The organism is Bacillus sp. FSL K6-3458 (assembly GCF_038005045.1).
Classification (GTDB): Bacteria; Bacillota; Bacilli; order Bacillales; family Bacillaceae; genus Bacillus; species Bacillus altitudinis.
The window spans coordinates 2,072,470-2,088,625 of the sequence record NZ_JBBOSI010000001.1 but is presented as its reverse complement, the minus strand read 5'-3'; the positions used below and the strand labels follow the sequence as shown (position 1 = coordinate 2,088,625).

Genomic DNA, 16,156 nt, shown 5'->3' with positions numbered 1-16,156 from the left:
AAATCAATTATTGAAAGATGTGTTTCAAATGACCGTAGCCTTCTTTTTCAAGATCATCCTTCGGGATAAACTTTAAAGCGGCAGAATTAATACAATACCTTAGACCGTTTGGCCCTGGGCCGTCAGGGAATACATGACCAAGGTGAGAGTCGGCCGTCTTGCTGCGAACTTCAGTCCGCACCATGCCATGGCTCGTATCTACTTTCTCTTCTACCTCTTGATCTTCAATCGGTTTTGTAAAACTTGGCCAGCCGCAATGGGCATCAAATTTATCTAAAGAAGAAAACAATGGTTTGCCTGAAATGATATCTACATAAATGCCCTCTTCCTTATGATCCCAAAATTCATTTTGAAATGGCGGCTCAGTGCCATTATTTTGCGTCACTTCGTACTGCATTCGGTTTAATTCTTTGATGCGCTGCTCTTTTTCGTTAGCCATTATTTATCACTCCAATGAGATTGAATAAAACCTGCTCTGCCCGAACCGACATGGTATCGTTCGTAGTGCATTTTGTTCTTTTTATAATAATGCTGATGATATTCCTCAGCAGGATAAAAAGGACCAGCCTCTAAAATTTCTGTCACGATTGGCTTTTGGAAAATTCCGCTTTGGCTCAACTGCTCTTTTGATGTTTCTGCAAGTTGCCTTTGTTTTTCATTGTGGACATAAATCCCTGTACGGTAGGACTCTCCTCTATCACCAAATTGTCCTCCATCATCTGTTGGGTCTATTTGCTGCCAATATAGTTCTAATAGCTTCTCATACGGAAAAACGTCTGGATCAAAGGTAATTTGAACGGCTTCTCTATGGCCTGTCGTATTTGTACATACTTCCTCATAGGTTGGATTCACTGTATGTCCGCCAGTATACCCTGATTCAACTTTGATAATGCCTGGCTGTTCATCAAAAGGTTTAACCATACACCAGAAACAGCCTCCAGCAAATGTGGCTAATTCTTGTTTTTCAGACATATTAGTGCCCCCTTCATTTAAAAAATGGTATCATCATATTATAACATGATAAAAAATAATGAAAATGATACGACTTGTATACCTAAAAACAAATGAAAGCATTCTGTCGTATCTTAAAATATAATGGGGGTTTAATGATTGGAACAAAGAAAACAAATGATGTATGAAATGGATACTTTACTGAGAACCGTATTTAAGCAAATACGTTATGAAATTAACAGCTTGCTTGAAAACGAATTATCTCGGAATGAATTTCTCATTTTAAATCTGCTGCGTGAACAAGGCGCAAAAAAAGTAACGGAATTCGCCTCAATTCTCGGTGTATCAGCAAGCCATATTACAGCTGTAACCGACACACTTGTAGAAAAAGGCTGGATCACTCGTATCCGTTCAAAAGAGGATCGACGCATCATCAAAATCCACTTAACCGATAAGGGTAAGGAAATTACTGAGCATTTTGAGAAAAAGAAAACAGAATACTTCATGGAACGATTTGAATCATTTGATGATGAAGAACTGAAAACGATGATCAAGTTATTTAAAAAGCTGGATAAAAGTCAAAAGGATTAAGCATAGATTTTAGCGTGGAGGACATGCTACGGATAAAAAGGTGGAATGAACCATGACAAGTCCATATCTTTGTCCGAACTGCAAAACCAACAGAACGCGTTTTAACCTCATCGAGCAGCATTCAGAACCTGTGAAACTTGATCCAGCAACTGGAGCTATTGTCGAAACATATGAAGGAGATCAGCTTTCTCCTTTTCACATGAACTATCAAGGACCGAAAATCAAAGTCCAGTGCGGCGTTTGCGGATTAATTGAGGATGAAAAAACGTTCATTAAGTTGGCTGAATATCATCAATATTCATCTCCTTCTTAATACGAGAGCCTGACACTTTTTGTCAGGCTTTTTTCTATGTTTCTTTTGCCTATACAGATCGTCCCTTTCTTGCATACGCTACAAAAAACACATTGCAGAGAAAGAAGGGATAAAGACGTGCAGCAGCTCTACGAGATGAATCAATTTCAATATCGTCCATTAGCTACCTTTCCCCCATACCATCCGAGAAACACCATTTCCAAAGCTGTTATTCGATTATTTCACGCTGCACCGGATTTAAGTAAGCTTGCTGTATTTGTAAATCAGCAGCCAATCCAAAAAAAGCTGCCATACGGTCAGCTGTCTGCTTATATGGAATGGGATGAGGGTGTTTATGAGATAGAAGTATTCAAGCTGGCTACAAAAGAAAGAATTCTTTCTTCTCGTATGATGATTAATGGAAACGAGACTTACACGCTATGTATCACAGGAGCTCGTACCGGCTTTGCGCTGCTCACAGAAAAGCAAGACTCGCTGATTAAGCAAGAAGAGCTATCAGCACTCACGTTTATCCAGCTGTCACCAGACCTCCCTTTCATTGATATATATGAACGAGACCAAGGCATGTTATCAAAGGAACTCGGATATGTGAACGGCACCCAAACCCACCACTTCTCTCCGAATAAGTATCACTTTGAATTAAAAGCTGCCGGTACTCAAAGTGTACTGCTAGATATTCCGAAAGTTCACCTGCAAACAAAGCGGGCCTATCTTATTTTACTTCATGGATTTGCAAACGGAGAGCCAGAGCTAATGGCAAAAGTCGTCTTGTCCCACCAAATGTAAAAAGAGCCTTTCCAAATGGAAAAGGCTCTCAGCGTGTAGACAAACCCTCGCATTCGGTGTCAGTCGTGCGTGCTGGTGCTCACGAATGTCACATTCACTCTGCGCCGGTACTCGTCCTTCCTAAAATGCAAAGGTTTTCTATTCCGCTGAAAAGAAGATAAATAGCCTTTCCAAATGGAAAAGGCTATTTACGAGACATCTTCAGCTTTTTCTTGTTTTTGAAAATCAAAAGCAAGAATCATGGTACCTAAAAATAATGCACAATAGGCGATATTTAAGTAAAACTGGTCGATATTTTCTGCTTTTAAATGAGAGGCAGCTGTCATGCCAAAGTATGCAGCAAATAAGAGCGACAGTAAACTAAAATATTGATAGACTCGCTTCATAGTTTCACTCCTGACTTACACGTTCTATTGCTTTGGATGATAATATGAGAATTCAATTTCATCATTCTCAAGATCAATTTTGTTCGCTTTGACATACATATCATTCGTCAGCGGCATTTCTGAAAGGCGCACTTCCACCGTTTTTTGGTCTGGTTTCACATGAACGAAATCAGGCAGTTCATAGAATTGACCCATGTAGCTTAAAACAAAACTGATTGGGATGCTTAATTGTCCAATTGAAAAGTCATCTACTTTCAGCAGAACATCCCCGTTATCTTCAACAGTTGGTGTAAATGATACATTTGCATTAATCGTTGAAGAAAAAGCTTTGATTGCACCTGTTACTTTCACATCTTGGTCAATCGCAACATGAAAGTCGGGCATATCGCTTGATCCTTGGTTTTTCAAATAATCATTGACAAAGCTGGTAAGCGACTCTTTTGAACTAGAAATGTTAAAAGCATACTCGCTGTTTACTTCTTTTTTCGAAGCGGATTGATCGCTTGGCAGCAGCATGAAAATACCGCATACAAGAACAATCAATAGATTAATTGACAGTAAAATAAAAAATAAACTCTTCCATTTTTTCATCTTTTCACCCTATTCCTTCGGCAGTCCTTCTTTTTTCACTTCTGAGAATAAACGATTTGCCATAAGAGAGTACCCCTTTTGGTTTGGGTGGAAATCATCATCTGCCAGTAATTTTTCATCTTTATCATCTTCAAATAAATCTGCTACATCGATCATATCAGCATTGCCGTCTTTTTTTAGTTCTTTTTCGGCAGCAGCATTCCAGTCTTTGACGACCTCATCAATATCTCTCAGCTCAGACAAGCTGAACTTAAAAGGATTGTACATACTGACATACATGATCTTTGCATGGTCATTATGCTCTCTTAATTGAGCAAGAATGGTCTTAAAACGCTCTTCAAAAGGACCTTGCTCTTTTTGAAAAGGAGCAAATGTCAAGTTGAGCACATTTTGACGGACGACATGCATTAAGTCATTTCCGCCGATCGTAAAGAAAATATAATCAGCGTCTTTCAGTCCATCCTGCACTTTTTTTTCTTTTAATCTTTTTAATAAATCTACCGTTCTACTGCCTTTAATGGCATAGTTTTTTAATGTAACAGACTGTACACCGTCCACTGCTTCTATCTTGTCACGGGTGATGCCGGCATACCCTTTTTTATTTTGATCTCCGATTCCTTCTGTTAAGGAATCTCCAACCGCTGCGATCGTAATATGTTCTTTTACGTTTTGTGTGTCTTCTAGTTTATCCTTTATGCCAGCCTCTTGTGCGGAACATGCAGAAAGAACAAAAGCTAGAGACATCACAATCAAAATCAAACGAGCCTTCAAACGATGATGTCCCTCCTTTTTCTGATTAAAAAAGTGTATCATGTTTTCACTCATTTGAACATCCTTATGCTAGCTTCGACTCAGTGTTTTGATGTCCTTGATGATTTCATCATATGGCGTATTTTGAACACCATCATAGTTTTTCATCACTTTTCCTTCTTGATCAACGAGGAAAAACAGAGATTGGTGTATCACTTGGTCTTCGTCTTCAGGTTTTTTCACAATCGTCTTAAAGCTTTTCATTGCAAATTTTTCAATCGCTGACTGCGAGTAACCAGTGAGAAAATCCCAATTTTTAAAGGATAATGGATATGCTTTTGCAAATTCCTTTAGCTTTTTCGGTGAATCCACCTCTGGGTCGACGCTAAATGAAATGATGTGCGCATCCAATTTTTCTTCTTTTAACCGTTTTTGTAGCTCTGTCATATGTGCGGTCATCGGCGGGCAAATCGTTTCACAGCTTGTGAAAATAAAATCTGCCACCCAGACTTTCCCCTTTAAATCGTCGAGCGACACCTTTTGACCATCCTGGTTTTGATACTCAAACGGCTGGATTTGATAATTTAATGCATCCTTGATTTGTCCATTTGAACATGAGACTAAAAGAAGCACGCTTATAATCGTAAGCGCACCAAATAAGGCTCCCCTTTTTGTATACATGACAATTACATCCCCTTTTCAATCAATCGGTATAAAAAGTAAAGCCTATAGCGCCCTTACCAGTATGACAGGAAATAATCGGTGTTGTATAAGCGATGTCAACTAGTGCATCAGGTGTGTGATCAAGCAGTGCTGCTTTAAGCTTTTCTGCAAGTTCTAATGCGTCTGCATGTGCAATCCCAATTGCCTGAACGGTTTTCCCTTTCACCGCCTGTACATACTGTTTTGTCAAATAGCGGACAAGAGCGGAGTAACTTCTCACATTCGCTTCTGGTGTGTATATGCCGTCTGTTAAGCTGGCAATTGGTTTAATATGAAGAAGTGAACCGATCAGCGCCTTTCCTCTTCCAATTCGTCCACCTTTCACGAGATTTTCTAATGTATCGATTGTGACAAATAGCTTTGTTTTAAGACGAATTTTGTCCATTTCTTTGAGGATGTCATAACGGCTTGCCCCTTTTTTTGCAAGCTCTGCTGCTTTGGTGACTTGAAACCCTAAACCATAGGAAATAAAATTCGAATCGATGACAGTGATATTTCCGTCTACCATTTTAGAAGCGCTTTCAGCAGTTTGAACCGTACCACTCATCCCACCAGTTAAATGGATACTAATGACTTCGCTTCCATCTGCCGTCAGTTTTTCATATAATTCGACGAATTGACCGATGGCAGGTTGAGACGTTTTCGGCAGTTCCTCAGCGGCCTCCATTTTTTCAATAAATTCATCTGGCTGTATGTTCACTCGGTCAATATAATCAACCCCAGAAATGGAGATATTGAGCGGAATGACATGAATGGAAAGATCATTGATTTTTTCTAGCGGAAGGTCCACAGTTGAATCTGTTACAATTTTAATTTGTTTCACTATCGTCTCATCCTTGCTGTCTTAGTCTTTACATATGATATTACCTTATTTCGTGCATACTTGAAAACAACTGTCAGAACGTTTTTGAAATTGTCACATTTTCTTCTTTTCATGTAAAAAATCCTTGCCAAGATGAGTAGCCGCCATTTGAAAATGGCCGCTCACTCTCTTTGGCAAAGATTCCAATTTACGCATTGTGTTTTAGTGTAGGCTCTTGGTAGATCTGTTCATATGTGCTCCACTTGACGTTACGTTTCACATCCTCCCTGAAAGAGTACACATGCCTCTTTCCCTTAGATACATAGACTTTTTTCAAGAAAGCTTCAAGTCTAAAGGTGAGCATGAAACCATAGGATTCATCTCCCTTTAAAACAGGGACTTCTGTTACCTTGATCTGAGCTCCATCCATCCGTCTAAAACATATTGTTTTGAGCAGCACAAACGATCAATCCTCTTTTCCAATTATCTGTTAAGCCTAAATAAATAGGTGGAATAAATCTTGATCTTTATTCACTTCAACATAGTGGAAGCCTTTTTTATTCATTCGGTCAATCAGCGCTGCATAGTCATCTCTTTCTTTCAATTCGATCCCAACAAGCGCAGGTCCTTTGCTTCGGTTATTCTTTTTCGTATATTCAAAGCGTGAGATATCATCATTTGGCCCTAACACTTCATCTAAAAATTCCCTGAGAGCACCTGCTCTTTGCGGAAAATTAACGATGAAATAATGCTGGAGTCCTTCATAAATCATGGAGCGTTCTTTGATTTCTTGCATTCGGCCAATGTCATTATTGCCTCCGCTGACAATACAAACGACATTTTTCCCTTTAATCTCCTCACGATGTGCATCTAAAGCCGCGATCGGTAACGCACCCGCTGGCTCAGCTACAATTGCACATTGATTATACAGCTCTAAAATGGTTGTACATACTTTTCCTTCTGGTACAAGACTAATCTTATCGACAACAGACTGAAGCGATGTAAACGTCTTTTCGCCAATCCGCTGAACCGCTGCTCCGTCTACAAACTTATCTATTGAATCAAGTGTGACAACCTCCCCTTTCTCGTGGGAAGCATGAAGTGAGGCGGCACCAAGCGGCTCGACTGCAATAATTTCTGTTTCTGGTGCGATATTTTTCATATACGTGCCAACGCCAGATAACAAACCTCCGCCCCCAACACTTGCAAATAAAAAGTGAGGCTCCACTTCGATATCATTTAATATTTCTACAGCAGTTGTTCCTTGTCCTGCCATGACATCTAAATCATCAAATGGATGGATAAATTCCCGCTTTTCCTTATCTCCGCATTTGACTGCTTCATGATACGAATCATCAAAGGTATCTCCGGTTAAGATAATGTCAACATATTCTTTTCCGAAAAGCTCCACTTGCGATACTTTTTGCCTTGGTGTGGTAGCAGGCATAAAGATTTTCCCGTGGATACCTAAATATTTGCAAGAATAGGCAACGCCTTGTGCGTGATTTCCTGCACTGGCACAAACAATGCCGTTTTCTAGTTTTTCTTTTGGCAACTGGCTCATTTTATTAAAAGCGCCTCTTAATTTAAAAGAACGAACAACTTGCAGGTCCTCTCTTTTTAAGTAGACATTACATTCATATCGTTCAGAAAGTCGCTCATTTTTTTGAAGTGGTGTATGAATCACTACATCCTTCAAATTTTGATGGGCTTTTAAGATGTCTTTCACTTGAATTAGCGTGTTTTCTTTGAGCAACGGTTTCATGTACAAGATCCTTTCTCTTTAACCTTATTTAATTTGTCATTATAACATGAATATTCAAAAAATAAACCAATAGATCATGGATCGGAGATAAATTTCATGAACTTTTTCGTTTTTCTATACATTTGTTCTAATTGGGTGTTATAATAAAACCAATTAGAACCAAAAGAAAGGAATCGCTCGATGACCACACATCCGTTTGCTAATATATATGGAGAACACCAAGATATAAAACACGCCATTCATTTGGCAAAACAATTCACGAAAAACGATCAGCCTGTGTTGATCACAGGTGAAATTGGAACAGGCAAATCACGCTTTGCACAAGAAATGGCCCATTCATTTGCTGCGCAGGCTTCGATGAAATATATCTATTGCCCCATTGTAGATGAAGTGACTTTGCAGGAAGCATTTACTCATGCGGCAAATCATGTGCTTTATTTAGACGAAGTCAGCGCACTCAGTATTCCTATGCAGCATCAGGTCATTCGTTTTCTCGAAGTTTCTCCTGCAACAAAAATTATTGCTTCTTCGTCTTTATCATTAGAGGCGATGAGCGTTTTGTCCAGTTTTTTACCTGAGCTGTTTTATCGGCTCAATGTGCTTCATATCCCTCTCCCGCCTTTAGAAGATCGAAAAACAGATATTCCTATTTTAACCGCTGCTTTCTTTCAAGAACTGAACATGACGCCTGATATCGACTCAAGTGTGTGGGAAGTCTTACAGCAATATTCGTTTGAAGGGAATGTCCAGGAGCTCAAAAATATCGTTCATTATGCAGCCGCGATTCTCGAAGGGCAAACAGTTTTCTTGCATCACTTGCCACCTTTTGTATTATTACCTCAACAAACAGCTGGTAAAGGAAAAAAAGAAGAACACCAGCTCACGCTTATGGAGAAACAAGAATTTGTTTTCTTACTCGAAGCCATTAAGTCTCTAAATGAAAAAGGAGAAGCAGCCAGCAGACGTATCTTGTCTGAGTTAAGCAAACAAGGCGACATCCCGCTGACCCCTCAGCAAGTCAGGAGTCGATTAGATGATCTTGAGAAAAAAGCCTATGTGACAAAAGGGAAAGGCAGAGCTGGAACGAAGATTACACTTGAAGGTCTCTCATTTCTGAAGTCGCTTGATGGTTATATACCGGTTCAATAAAGGAGGACATCCATTGTTTACTGTAAAAGAAGAAATTGCCAACGCAATTACACATGGCATTGGCGTCATTTTATCCATTCCCGCCATTGTTTTTCTCGTTTTATTCGCTGTTCAATACGGCACTGTCACTGACATTATTAGCTTTTCGATATTTGGCGCGTCGATGCTGCTGCTTTATTTAAGCTCTACTTTGCTTCATAGCATTCGGCACAAAAAAACAAAAGATGTATTTGAAATCCTTGACCACTCTGCGATTTATGTATTGATTGCTGGTACATATACGCCATTTTTGCTTGGCCCATTAAAAGGCGCACTTGGCTATACTCTTCTTGCAATCGTATGGGCGCTTGCTGCAGGCGGTATCGTTTTTAAAATCTTTTTCGTCAAACGGTTTATCATTGTATCCACCCTTGTTTATTTATTAATGGGCTGGATGATTATCATCGCAATTAAACCTCTGTACGTTCAATTAACAGGAGCTGGATTCAGCCTCTTACTATTAGGCGGTATTTTGTATTCAGTCGGAACGATCTTTTATATTTGGCGGAAAATTCCCTATCATCATGCGATTTGGCACAGCTTTGTTCTCGGCGGAAGTGCATCCATGTTCTTCTGCATTCTATTTTATTGCGTCAACATCCCAGCATGATCAAAAAACCAGCATCCACACTCGGATGCTGGTTTTTTCTATGCGCGCTTTTGTGCGTAATCACTCATCTTGACCGGTGCTTTTATATGGATATCGACATTAACTGGACGAAGTCTTTTGACGATCTTCCCTGTTAAAAGACGGTCTGTGCCGCTTGTTTCAACCGGAACAAGTGAGCAGTTACATTCTTCAGCAAGCGTTTCTGCCATGACACGATACTGTTCAGAAAGCAACAGACTCTGGCCAGATAGAACTCTTTCTCTTGCTTCTTCTAATAACGCCTCATCAGATTGATTCTGCTTGATCACCGCCATCTTCTTCAACCATTGTTTTAAGATGGGATAGCGAAACAGATGCGGTTTTGCCATAAAAGCAAATGGCTTCTCTAAGTGACCAATCAGCAATGTCGTCGTCACTGGGTGATGTGCTTCTGTGACATAAATAACAGGACCATCTGGCAGCTTTTTTTGCTGATGAATGGTCATGACCGACCCTGATTGATCAATACACCCTCTGGCAAACCTTTTTGCATGCTCATGGATGAGATGCATTCGTTTCGTATAGGAAATGCGTGGATCCGTTAATTCATGATCATACAAATGCCTTATACTTTTAAAAAAGGATACAACAACATAAATCGTTAAAAACCAATAACGAAACAACCGTACTCCTCCTACTCACTTATCCTTCTTTTCTGTCATAGACGACAAATTCATAATTGTAGGGGTTTTTTTCGTCACGATGGCCTTTTTCACGTGATACAACCGTCCAATTCTCTTCATCGTAATAAGGGAAGAAACGGTCGCCTTCAAATGAATGATGAATGTGCGTGATATATAGGCGATCTGCGTATGGCATCATTTCCTCATACAGCTTAGACCCGCCAATGATCAATAATTCTTCCTCGGTCTTCGCAATGGTTAAAATATCATCGATTGAATGAACTACCTCGCATTCTTCAGCTTGAAAAGAAGAACTTGTGGTTAACACGATATTCCGGCGGTTAGGCAGTGCTCGTCCAATTGATTCAAACGTTTTTCTGCCCATGACAATGGTATGGCCACTTGTGACTTTTTTAAAATACGCTAAATCAGCGGGTAAATGCCAAGGCATTTGATTATCTTTGCCAATGACTCTGTCTTTTCCTGTCGCCACTATCATGGAAATCATACACTGACTTCTCCTTTAATATGCGGATGTGGATCATAGTTCTCAAGCACAAAATCATCAAACGTAAAATCAAAAATACTTTTGACATCTCTAGTGATGCGAAGCTGCGGAAGTGTGCGCTCCTCACGCTCTAATTGCATTTTGACCTGCGGAAGATGATTTTGATAAATATGAGCATCTCCTAGCGTATGAATAAACTCTCCTGGCTCAAGGTTTGTCACTTTGGCAATCATCATCGTTAGAAGTGCATACGAAGCAATATTAAAAGGCACACCTAAAAAGATATCTGCCGAACGTTGATAGAGCTGGCACGATAATTTACCGTTTGATACGTAAAATTGAAACAAGCAATGACAAGGAGGCAGCGCCATCTGATCAATTTCTCCTGGATTCCACGCACTGACAATCAATCTTCTCGAATTAGGATGATTCTCAATATCATGGATCAGCTTGCTGATCTGATCTACTGTCTCTCCGTCTCCACTCGCCCATGATCTCCACTGCGCACCATACACACGCCCTAGCTCTCCATTTTCATCTGCCCATTCATTCCAAATACGGACACCATTTTCTTGAAGATATTTGACATTTGTATCACCTTTTAAAAACCACAGTAACTCATGAATGATTGATTTCAGGTGTAATTTCTTTGTTGTTAATAAAGGAAACCCTTCCTGTAAATCAAATCTCATTTGGTAACCGAACGTGCTGATAGTGCCTGTTCCTGTTCTGTCACCTTTTTCATCCCCGTGCTGTAATACATGACGGCATAACTCTTTGTATTGTTTCATTTTTTTCATCCTTTATTTATGTTCTTGTTGTAGTTTACCTTATTTCTGCTTTTGTTGAAACCAAAAAAACATGTCTGCAAGATGAGCAGACATGTTTTTTTTATGCTTGATTCACTCGATCCTGCTCTTCGTCCTTAATATCTTGGTGAGAGTGAGCTATGCGACTTGCTGCTGCAGCGGCAAGCGCAGCGACAAGGTCATCGAGGAAGGTGTGTACTTCACCAGGACGACCTTCATCTAATTCTCTAATAATACCAAATTTCTCTTTGTCTAGATAACCGAAGTTGGTCAAACCGATTGATCCATATACATTGACAATGGAAAGCGGAATAATCTCATCAATTCCATATAGCGGTTCATCTGTTTCAACTAAATGCTGCAAAGGTTCTGGCAAAAGCTTTTTTTCTGCCAGCTGATCAAGAGCAAGTCCTGTCAAAACTGCGTGGACAATTTCCCTTTTATTCAGCACTTTTTCAACATTTTCAATGCAGACACTAAGTGGAAGATTTGGGTTGTATTTCTCTTGGAGTTTCAGCACAATGTGTGCAATATCTTCTATTTTTACTCCACGCTCGTTTAACATCTGTTTTGTAATGCGAACCATTTCGTTCATTGTATACTTTTTCAATTGGCATGACATCTCCTTCTAGTGGCTCATCCAGCTCGGCGGGGTGTTTTTATCCCAGTAAATATTACCGAGTTCATGATGCGTCTGGAATCCATCTTCTGCTGTATGGTAGTGAAAGTTAAACCAATATCCGCTGTGAGGCGGCTGATCTCTCCTGACATGAAAACGAAGCAAATCTTCTCCAGTCTTTCTATTATAAATGTGGAAGATTTTTTCCCCATTTCCGCTTGAAGGCTGATCAGTTAAAACAACATCTTGAAATTTTTCGTCATCTTTGAAATTTGTTAAAAAGTCGGTTAACACTTGTTCAATTTTTGGTTGAATCTCTTCTCTATACTCGTCCTCAATGACAGGTGTGATTTTACGACCAAATTTGAGAAAGGATTGGTTTTCTGCACTTGATAGAACCTCTTGCTTATATTGCTCAAAGGGGTCTACCCGCTCTTTGTTGTCTTCTTGCGATAATTCCCAGCTGCGCGTATCATCTGATGTATCATAAACTGCTGTATAAGGTGATTTATCAGATGAAGAAAGTTCAGATGGCTTGTCTGTCATCAAAGCTGATGGAGGAGAGATTAAACCAAAAGTCGCAATCGTAAAGAGTGCAACGAGCGTTTTTCTCATCCACATTTTCATGATATCTAATTCCTTCCATAAGTTATCATACTGCTATTCTAGCATATAATGAATTTTCAGTCATTCAATTTGGTCATTGAGTTGAGACTTTCTTTTTCATGATAAAACGTTTACAATGACAGTAACAACGACTAAAATTTGGGAGGAATGGATATGCTTGAAGGTTTTTTCATCACAGCTTCCTTGCTGACGTTATTTTATTTTGTCTATATGGAGATCACCGATTAAAAGCCCTGAAATAGGGCTTTTTTAATTGTTAAGAGTGATTAAAGTTTTGTTGATTTGTCTTCTTCTATTGAGATATATCCGTAATGGAATTGGGCGGTTTTACGTTTCATCACCTGAAATTGATAGGAATCAGTGGTAAATCGTGTGCTTTTCCAATGATCTTTTAAAACCACTCTTTTTCTAGCCACTCTCATTGCTTCTTTCACAGCGGTTTCATGGTCAAAATGATGCTCAGCTGCATGACGAAGCGGCATCATACTAGCAGACTCTTGTATGGTTTCTTCAAACATCGGGTCAAAATAGACGATATCATAGGATCGATCAGGGAGCTTCTTTAACTGCTCAATACTATCCCCGCTGATGACAGATATCCGTTTCATCGCTTCGTCTGCCTCTTCCACACCCGTTTCCCAAGTGCTGAGTCCTTCTCGAACAAGCAATGCCGTCATCGGATTTTTTTCAATACCGGCCACTTTTCCATTGGCTCCTGTAGCGCTGCTTGCGGTAATCGCATCAGATCCTAAGCCAAGCGTACAATCTAAAAAGGAATCGCCCGGCTTTAATTGTGCTGCTTCTATTAATGGATCTTTTTCCCCTCGCAGAACCCGCTTCACCCTAAACATCGCTGAGCTTGGATGGAAAAAGAACTTTTCGCCATTTGGCTGATACCATTCAAATCGTTCTTTCCCAACAACCAGTACATCCCCCCGCTTGATCGCAAGCTGTTTGACAGATTGTTTGCGCCGCTCGATATACTCACCATGCAAGTCCTTTGCGAGGGCCTTTGCCGTTTCAATTGTTTGTTCATTTGCTCTAAAGCTTGTTGTAATGAGCATGACTTCCTCCATCATAATCAAGAAAAAATGCCCTGATGGATCACAGGACATTTCAACATTTGTATTAGCAATGTTTTTCAAATGCAGATAAGACGTTCTTCATAATATCTTCCATTTCATGACCTTCAATTTCGTCACGCGGGATAAAATGAACGAGTTCATTTCCTTTTAAAAGTGCCATAGATGGAGAAGATGGCTCCTCACCTGTGAAGTATTCTCTCATTTTAGCCGTTGCTTCCCGGTCCTGACCAGCAAAGACCGTCACCATTCGATCTGGTGCTTTTTCTGCTTTCATGACAGCTTGAGTAGCAGCAGGGCGTGCTAAACCGGCAGCACATCCGCATACGGAATTGACGACAACAAATGTTGTTCCTTCTGCTTCCTGCATCGTTTTTTCTACTTCTTCTTCAGTCGTCAATTCTTGAAACCCTGCACTTGTCAGTTCTTGGCGCATTGGTACGACGAGCTGACGCATATATTCTTCATATGCCATTGACATAAAAAAGCCCCCTCTATAATCCTTATGTTGTGAATAAAGGATACTATAGAGAGAGCCAATTTTCAAATGTTCAATTTCACATTAAATTTTCATGATTCCGCCTGTATTGGCTGATGTCACAAGTTTTGAGTATCTGGCAAGGTAACCTGTTTTTACTTTTGGCTCAAAGCCTTTCCAGTTTGCTTTTCTTTTTTCCCATTCTTCTTCCGGGACATCTACACTTAAAATGCGTTTTTCGATATCAACAACGACATGATCACCATTTTCAACAAAGGCAAGCGGGCCGCCTTCTGCTGCCTCTGGAGAAACGTGTCCAATAGACAATCCGCGAGAAGCACCGGAGAATCGTCCGTCTGTAATTAAAGCAACCTTTGGACCAAGTCCCATTCCAACAATTTGTGAAGTTGGTGCAAGCATTTCAGGCATGCCTGGACCGCCTTTAGGTCCTTCATAACGAATAATGACAACATGTCCTGCTTCTACTTTTCGATTAATGATTCCTTCAAGTGCTTCCTCTTGGGATTCAAATACGATCGCAGGTCCTTCATGACGCGTAATGCCGTCTTGTACACCGCCTGTTTTAATGATCGCTCCATCTGGCGCAAGGTTTCCAAATAAAACGGCTAAACCGCCCTTTTCAGTAAATGGCTTGTCAATTGGATAAATGACGTTATAATCTTTTACCTCATGCCCCGCGATGTTCTCGCCTAACGTTTTCGCTGTGACGGTCATGGTATCTAAATGAAGAGCCCCCTCTTTTTTGGACAATTCATTTAGTGCAGCGGTCACTCCGCCAGCTTCATGTAAATCTTCAATATAAACATCTGAAGCTGGAGCAAGTTTCGATAAATGAGGCACACGTTCTGCGACTTCATTGATACGTTCAAGTGAATATTCAACGCCTGCTTCATTTGCAATCGCCAATGTATGAAGAACTGTATTGGTTGAACCACCAAGTGCCATATCTAAAGCAAATGCGTTATCAATCGCTTTTTCGGTGACAATATCACGTGGTTTAATGTCTTTTTTGATCAGCTCCATCAATTGTTTTGCTGACTTCTTCGCAAATTCTCTTCGTTCTGGTGAAGTCGCCAAAATGGTTCCATTTCCAGGAAGAGCAATCCCTAGCGCCTCTGCTAAACAGTTCATTGAGTTTGCTGTAAACATACCAGAACAAGATCCGCATGTTGGACAGCCAAATTGCTCTAATTCGTTTAATTCCTCTTCATTAATTTTCCCTGATTGGTATGCGCCTACGCCTTCAAAGACAGAAGAAAGAGAAATTTTTCTGCCATCACTTGTTCTCCCAGCTTCCATCGGTCCACCACTGACAAATACCGTTGGGATATTCACACGCATGGCAGCCATCATCATACCTGGCGTGATTTTATCACAGTTCGGAATACAAACCATGCCATCAAACCAGTGCGCCGACACCACGGTCTCTACTGAATCAGCAATGATTTCACGGCTTGGCAATGAATATCTCATCCCAATATGCCCCATCGCAATACCATCATCTACCCCAATTGTATTGAATTCAAATGGAACACCGCCAGCTTCACGAATGGCTTCTTTCACAATTTTTCCGAATTCCTGAAGATGGACATGCCCTGGGACAATATCAATATAGGAATTACATACGGCAATAAACGGTTTGCCAAAATCCTCATCTTTTACCCCAGCTGCTCTTAGTAAGCTTCGGTGAGGTGCTCTGTCAATTCCTTGTTTAATCATATTACTGCGAAGTTCTGCCATCTGTTTAAAAAGCCTCCTATACTACTAGTCTTGTTGACTGTATGATTTTGAGTTCATTTTATTTTACAAATTTTCTGTTTATTTAGCCACCTATAATAGATAGTGACTGATTTCTCTGCTGAAGCAAGTGCTCAGCAAGGATTGTGTCATAAAA

Annotated in this window: 22 protein-coding genes; 5 read left to right on the top strand and 17 right to left on the bottom strand. The window is 40.2% G+C overall.

Annotated elements, in window-relative coordinates:
- Positions 1-7: 7 nt before the first annotated feature.
- The gene (msrB, locus tag MHH23_RS11245) at positions 8-439 is read right to left on the bottom strand and encodes a peptide-methionine (R)-S-oxide reductase MsrB (protein WP_007500777.1); all 432 of its coding nucleotides are present in this window, start codon (positions 437-439) and stop codon (positions 8-10) included.
- Positions 439-972 (bottom strand): peptide-methionine (S)-S-oxide reductase MsrA, encoded by a 534-nt coding sequence (gene msrA, locus MHH23_RS11240; RefSeq protein WP_017367464.1) that lies wholly within the window; start codon positions 970-972, stop codon positions 439-441. The genes msrB and msrA overlap by 1 nt, the downstream gene beginning before the upstream one ends.
- A 138-nt stretch (positions 973-1,110) precedes the next feature.
- Between msrA and MHH23_RS11235 the strand changes: the two genes are divergently transcribed.
- The 3 genes from MHH23_RS11235 to MHH23_RS11225 all read left to right on the top strand — a co-directional run bounded on the left by MHH23_RS11235 (position 1,111) and on the right by MHH23_RS11225 (position 2,641).
- Positions 1,111-1,542 (top strand): MarR family transcriptional regulator, encoded by a 432-nt coding sequence (locus MHH23_RS11235; RefSeq protein WP_007500780.1) that lies wholly within the window; start codon positions 1,111-1,113, stop codon positions 1,540-1,542.
- A 52-nt stretch (positions 1,543-1,594) separates the two neighbouring features.
- Complete coding sequence (locus MHH23_RS11230; RefSeq protein ID WP_008346413.1) at positions 1,595-1,855, top strand: hypothetical protein; 261 nt, start codon at positions 1,595-1,597, stop codon at positions 1,853-1,855.
- 117 nt (positions 1,856-1,972) lie between these two features.
- Entirely contained in the window at positions 1,973-2,641 is a 669-nt protein-coding gene (locus MHH23_RS11225) for a DUF4397 domain-containing protein (RefSeq protein ID WP_340959500.1), read from the top strand.
- 188 nt (positions 2,642-2,829) lie between these two features.
- Here the strand turns inward: MHH23_RS11225 and ypmT are convergent, their stop codons facing one another.
- The 7 genes from ypmT to ilvA all read right to left on the bottom strand — a co-directional run bounded on the left by ypmT (position 2,830) and on the right by ilvA (position 7,658).
- Positions 2,830-3,027: a protein YpmT gene (gene ypmT, locus MHH23_RS11220; RefSeq protein ID WP_008346409.1), complete on the bottom strand. Its 198-nt coding sequence runs from the start codon at positions 3,025-3,027 to the stop codon at positions 2,830-2,832.
- Between the two features lie 24 nt (positions 3,028-3,051).
- Entirely contained in the window at positions 3,052-3,618 is a 567-nt protein-coding gene (locus MHH23_RS11215; RefSeq protein WP_007500787.1) for a YpmS family protein, read from the bottom strand.
- 9 nt (positions 3,619-3,627) lie between these two features.
- Entirely contained in the window at positions 3,628-4,389 is a 762-nt protein-coding gene (locus MHH23_RS11210; RefSeq protein ID WP_017359696.1) for an SGNH/GDSL hydrolase family protein, read from the bottom strand.
- A 69-nt stretch (positions 4,390-4,458) separates the two neighbouring features.
- Positions 4,459-5,049, bottom strand: a complete 591-nt coding sequence (locus MHH23_RS11205) for an SCO family protein (RefSeq protein ID WP_035391723.1) — start codon at positions 5,047-5,049, stop codon at positions 4,459-4,461.
- A gap of 22 nt (positions 5,050-5,071) precedes the next feature.
- Complete coding sequence (locus tag MHH23_RS11200) at positions 5,072-5,914, bottom strand: DegV family protein (RefSeq protein WP_340959497.1); 843 nt, start codon at positions 5,912-5,914, stop codon at positions 5,072-5,074.
- A 187-nt stretch (positions 5,915-6,101) separates the two neighbouring features.
- Positions 6,102-6,353: a YpmP family protein gene (locus MHH23_RS11195; RefSeq protein WP_008346400.1), complete on the bottom strand. Its 252-nt coding sequence runs from the start codon at positions 6,351-6,353 to the stop codon at positions 6,102-6,104.
- Between the two features lie 36 nt (positions 6,354-6,389).
- On the bottom strand, positions 6,390-7,658 hold the full coding sequence (gene ilvA / locus MHH23_RS11190; RefSeq protein ID WP_008346398.1) for a threonine ammonia-lyase IlvA: 1,269 nt from the start codon (positions 7,656-7,658) through the stop codon (positions 6,390-6,392).
- 180 nt (positions 7,659-7,838) lie between these two features.
- Here ilvA and MHH23_RS11185 point away from each other — a divergent pair, with 180 nt between their 5' ends.
- Entirely contained in the window at positions 7,839-8,807 is a 969-nt protein-coding gene (locus tag MHH23_RS11185) for a sigma 54-interacting transcriptional regulator (RefSeq protein WP_340959496.1), read from the top strand.
- Positions 8,808-8,820: 13 nt separating this feature from the next.
- The gene (gene trhA / locus MHH23_RS11180) at positions 8,821-9,456 is read left to right on the top strand and encodes a PAQR family membrane homeostasis protein TrhA (protein ID WP_039165595.1); all 636 of its coding nucleotides are present in this window, start codon (positions 8,821-8,823) and stop codon (positions 9,454-9,456) included.
- A 38-nt stretch (positions 9,457-9,494) separates the two neighbouring features.
- Here the strand turns inward: trhA and MHH23_RS11175 are convergent, their stop codons facing one another.
- From MHH23_RS11175 to ilvD, 8 genes are all read right to left on the bottom strand, one after another.
- Positions 9,495-10,118 (bottom strand): lysophospholipid acyltransferase family protein, encoded by a 624-nt coding sequence (locus MHH23_RS11175; RefSeq protein ID WP_035703293.1) that lies wholly within the window; start codon positions 10,116-10,118, stop codon positions 9,495-9,497.
- Positions 10,119-10,137: 19 nt separating this feature from the next.
- The gene (gene folA / locus MHH23_RS11170) at positions 10,138-10,626 is read right to left on the bottom strand and encodes a type 3 dihydrofolate reductase (protein ID WP_340959495.1); all 489 of its coding nucleotides are present in this window, start codon (positions 10,624-10,626) and stop codon (positions 10,138-10,140) included.
- Positions 10,623-11,417 (bottom strand): thymidylate synthase, encoded by a 795-nt coding sequence (locus MHH23_RS11165; RefSeq protein WP_017367468.1) that lies wholly within the window; start codon positions 11,415-11,417, stop codon positions 10,623-10,625. Before MHH23_RS11165 ends, folA begins: the two co-directional genes overlap by 4 nt.
- 100 nt (positions 11,418-11,517) lie before the next feature.
- On the bottom strand, positions 11,518-12,045 hold the full coding sequence (locus tag MHH23_RS11160) for a phosphatidylglycerophosphatase A family protein (protein WP_008346387.1): 528 nt from the start codon (positions 12,043-12,045) through the stop codon (positions 11,518-11,520).
- A gap of 18 nt (positions 12,046-12,063) precedes the next feature.
- Positions 12,064-12,681, bottom strand: a complete 618-nt coding sequence (locus MHH23_RS11155; protein ID WP_024718552.1) for a YpjP family protein — start codon at positions 12,679-12,681, stop codon at positions 12,064-12,066.
- Between the two features lie 266 nt (positions 12,682-12,947).
- Positions 12,948-13,745 carry a class I SAM-dependent methyltransferase gene (locus MHH23_RS11150; protein WP_173408080.1) on the bottom strand — a complete coding sequence of 266 codons (798 nt, stop codon included), beginning with the start codon at positions 13,743-13,745 and terminating at the stop codon, positions 12,948-12,950.
- A gap of 64 nt (positions 13,746-13,809) precedes the next feature.
- Entirely contained in the window at positions 13,810-14,244 is a 435-nt protein-coding gene (locus MHH23_RS11145) for a BrxA/BrxB family bacilliredoxin (protein WP_008346384.1), read from the bottom strand.
- A gap of 81 nt (positions 14,245-14,325) precedes the next feature.
- Complete coding sequence (ilvD, locus tag MHH23_RS11140) at positions 14,326-16,002, bottom strand: dihydroxy-acid dehydratase (protein WP_007500822.1); 1,677 nt, start codon at positions 16,000-16,002, stop codon at positions 14,326-14,328.
- Between the last annotated feature and the right edge of the window lie 154 nt (positions 16,003-16,156).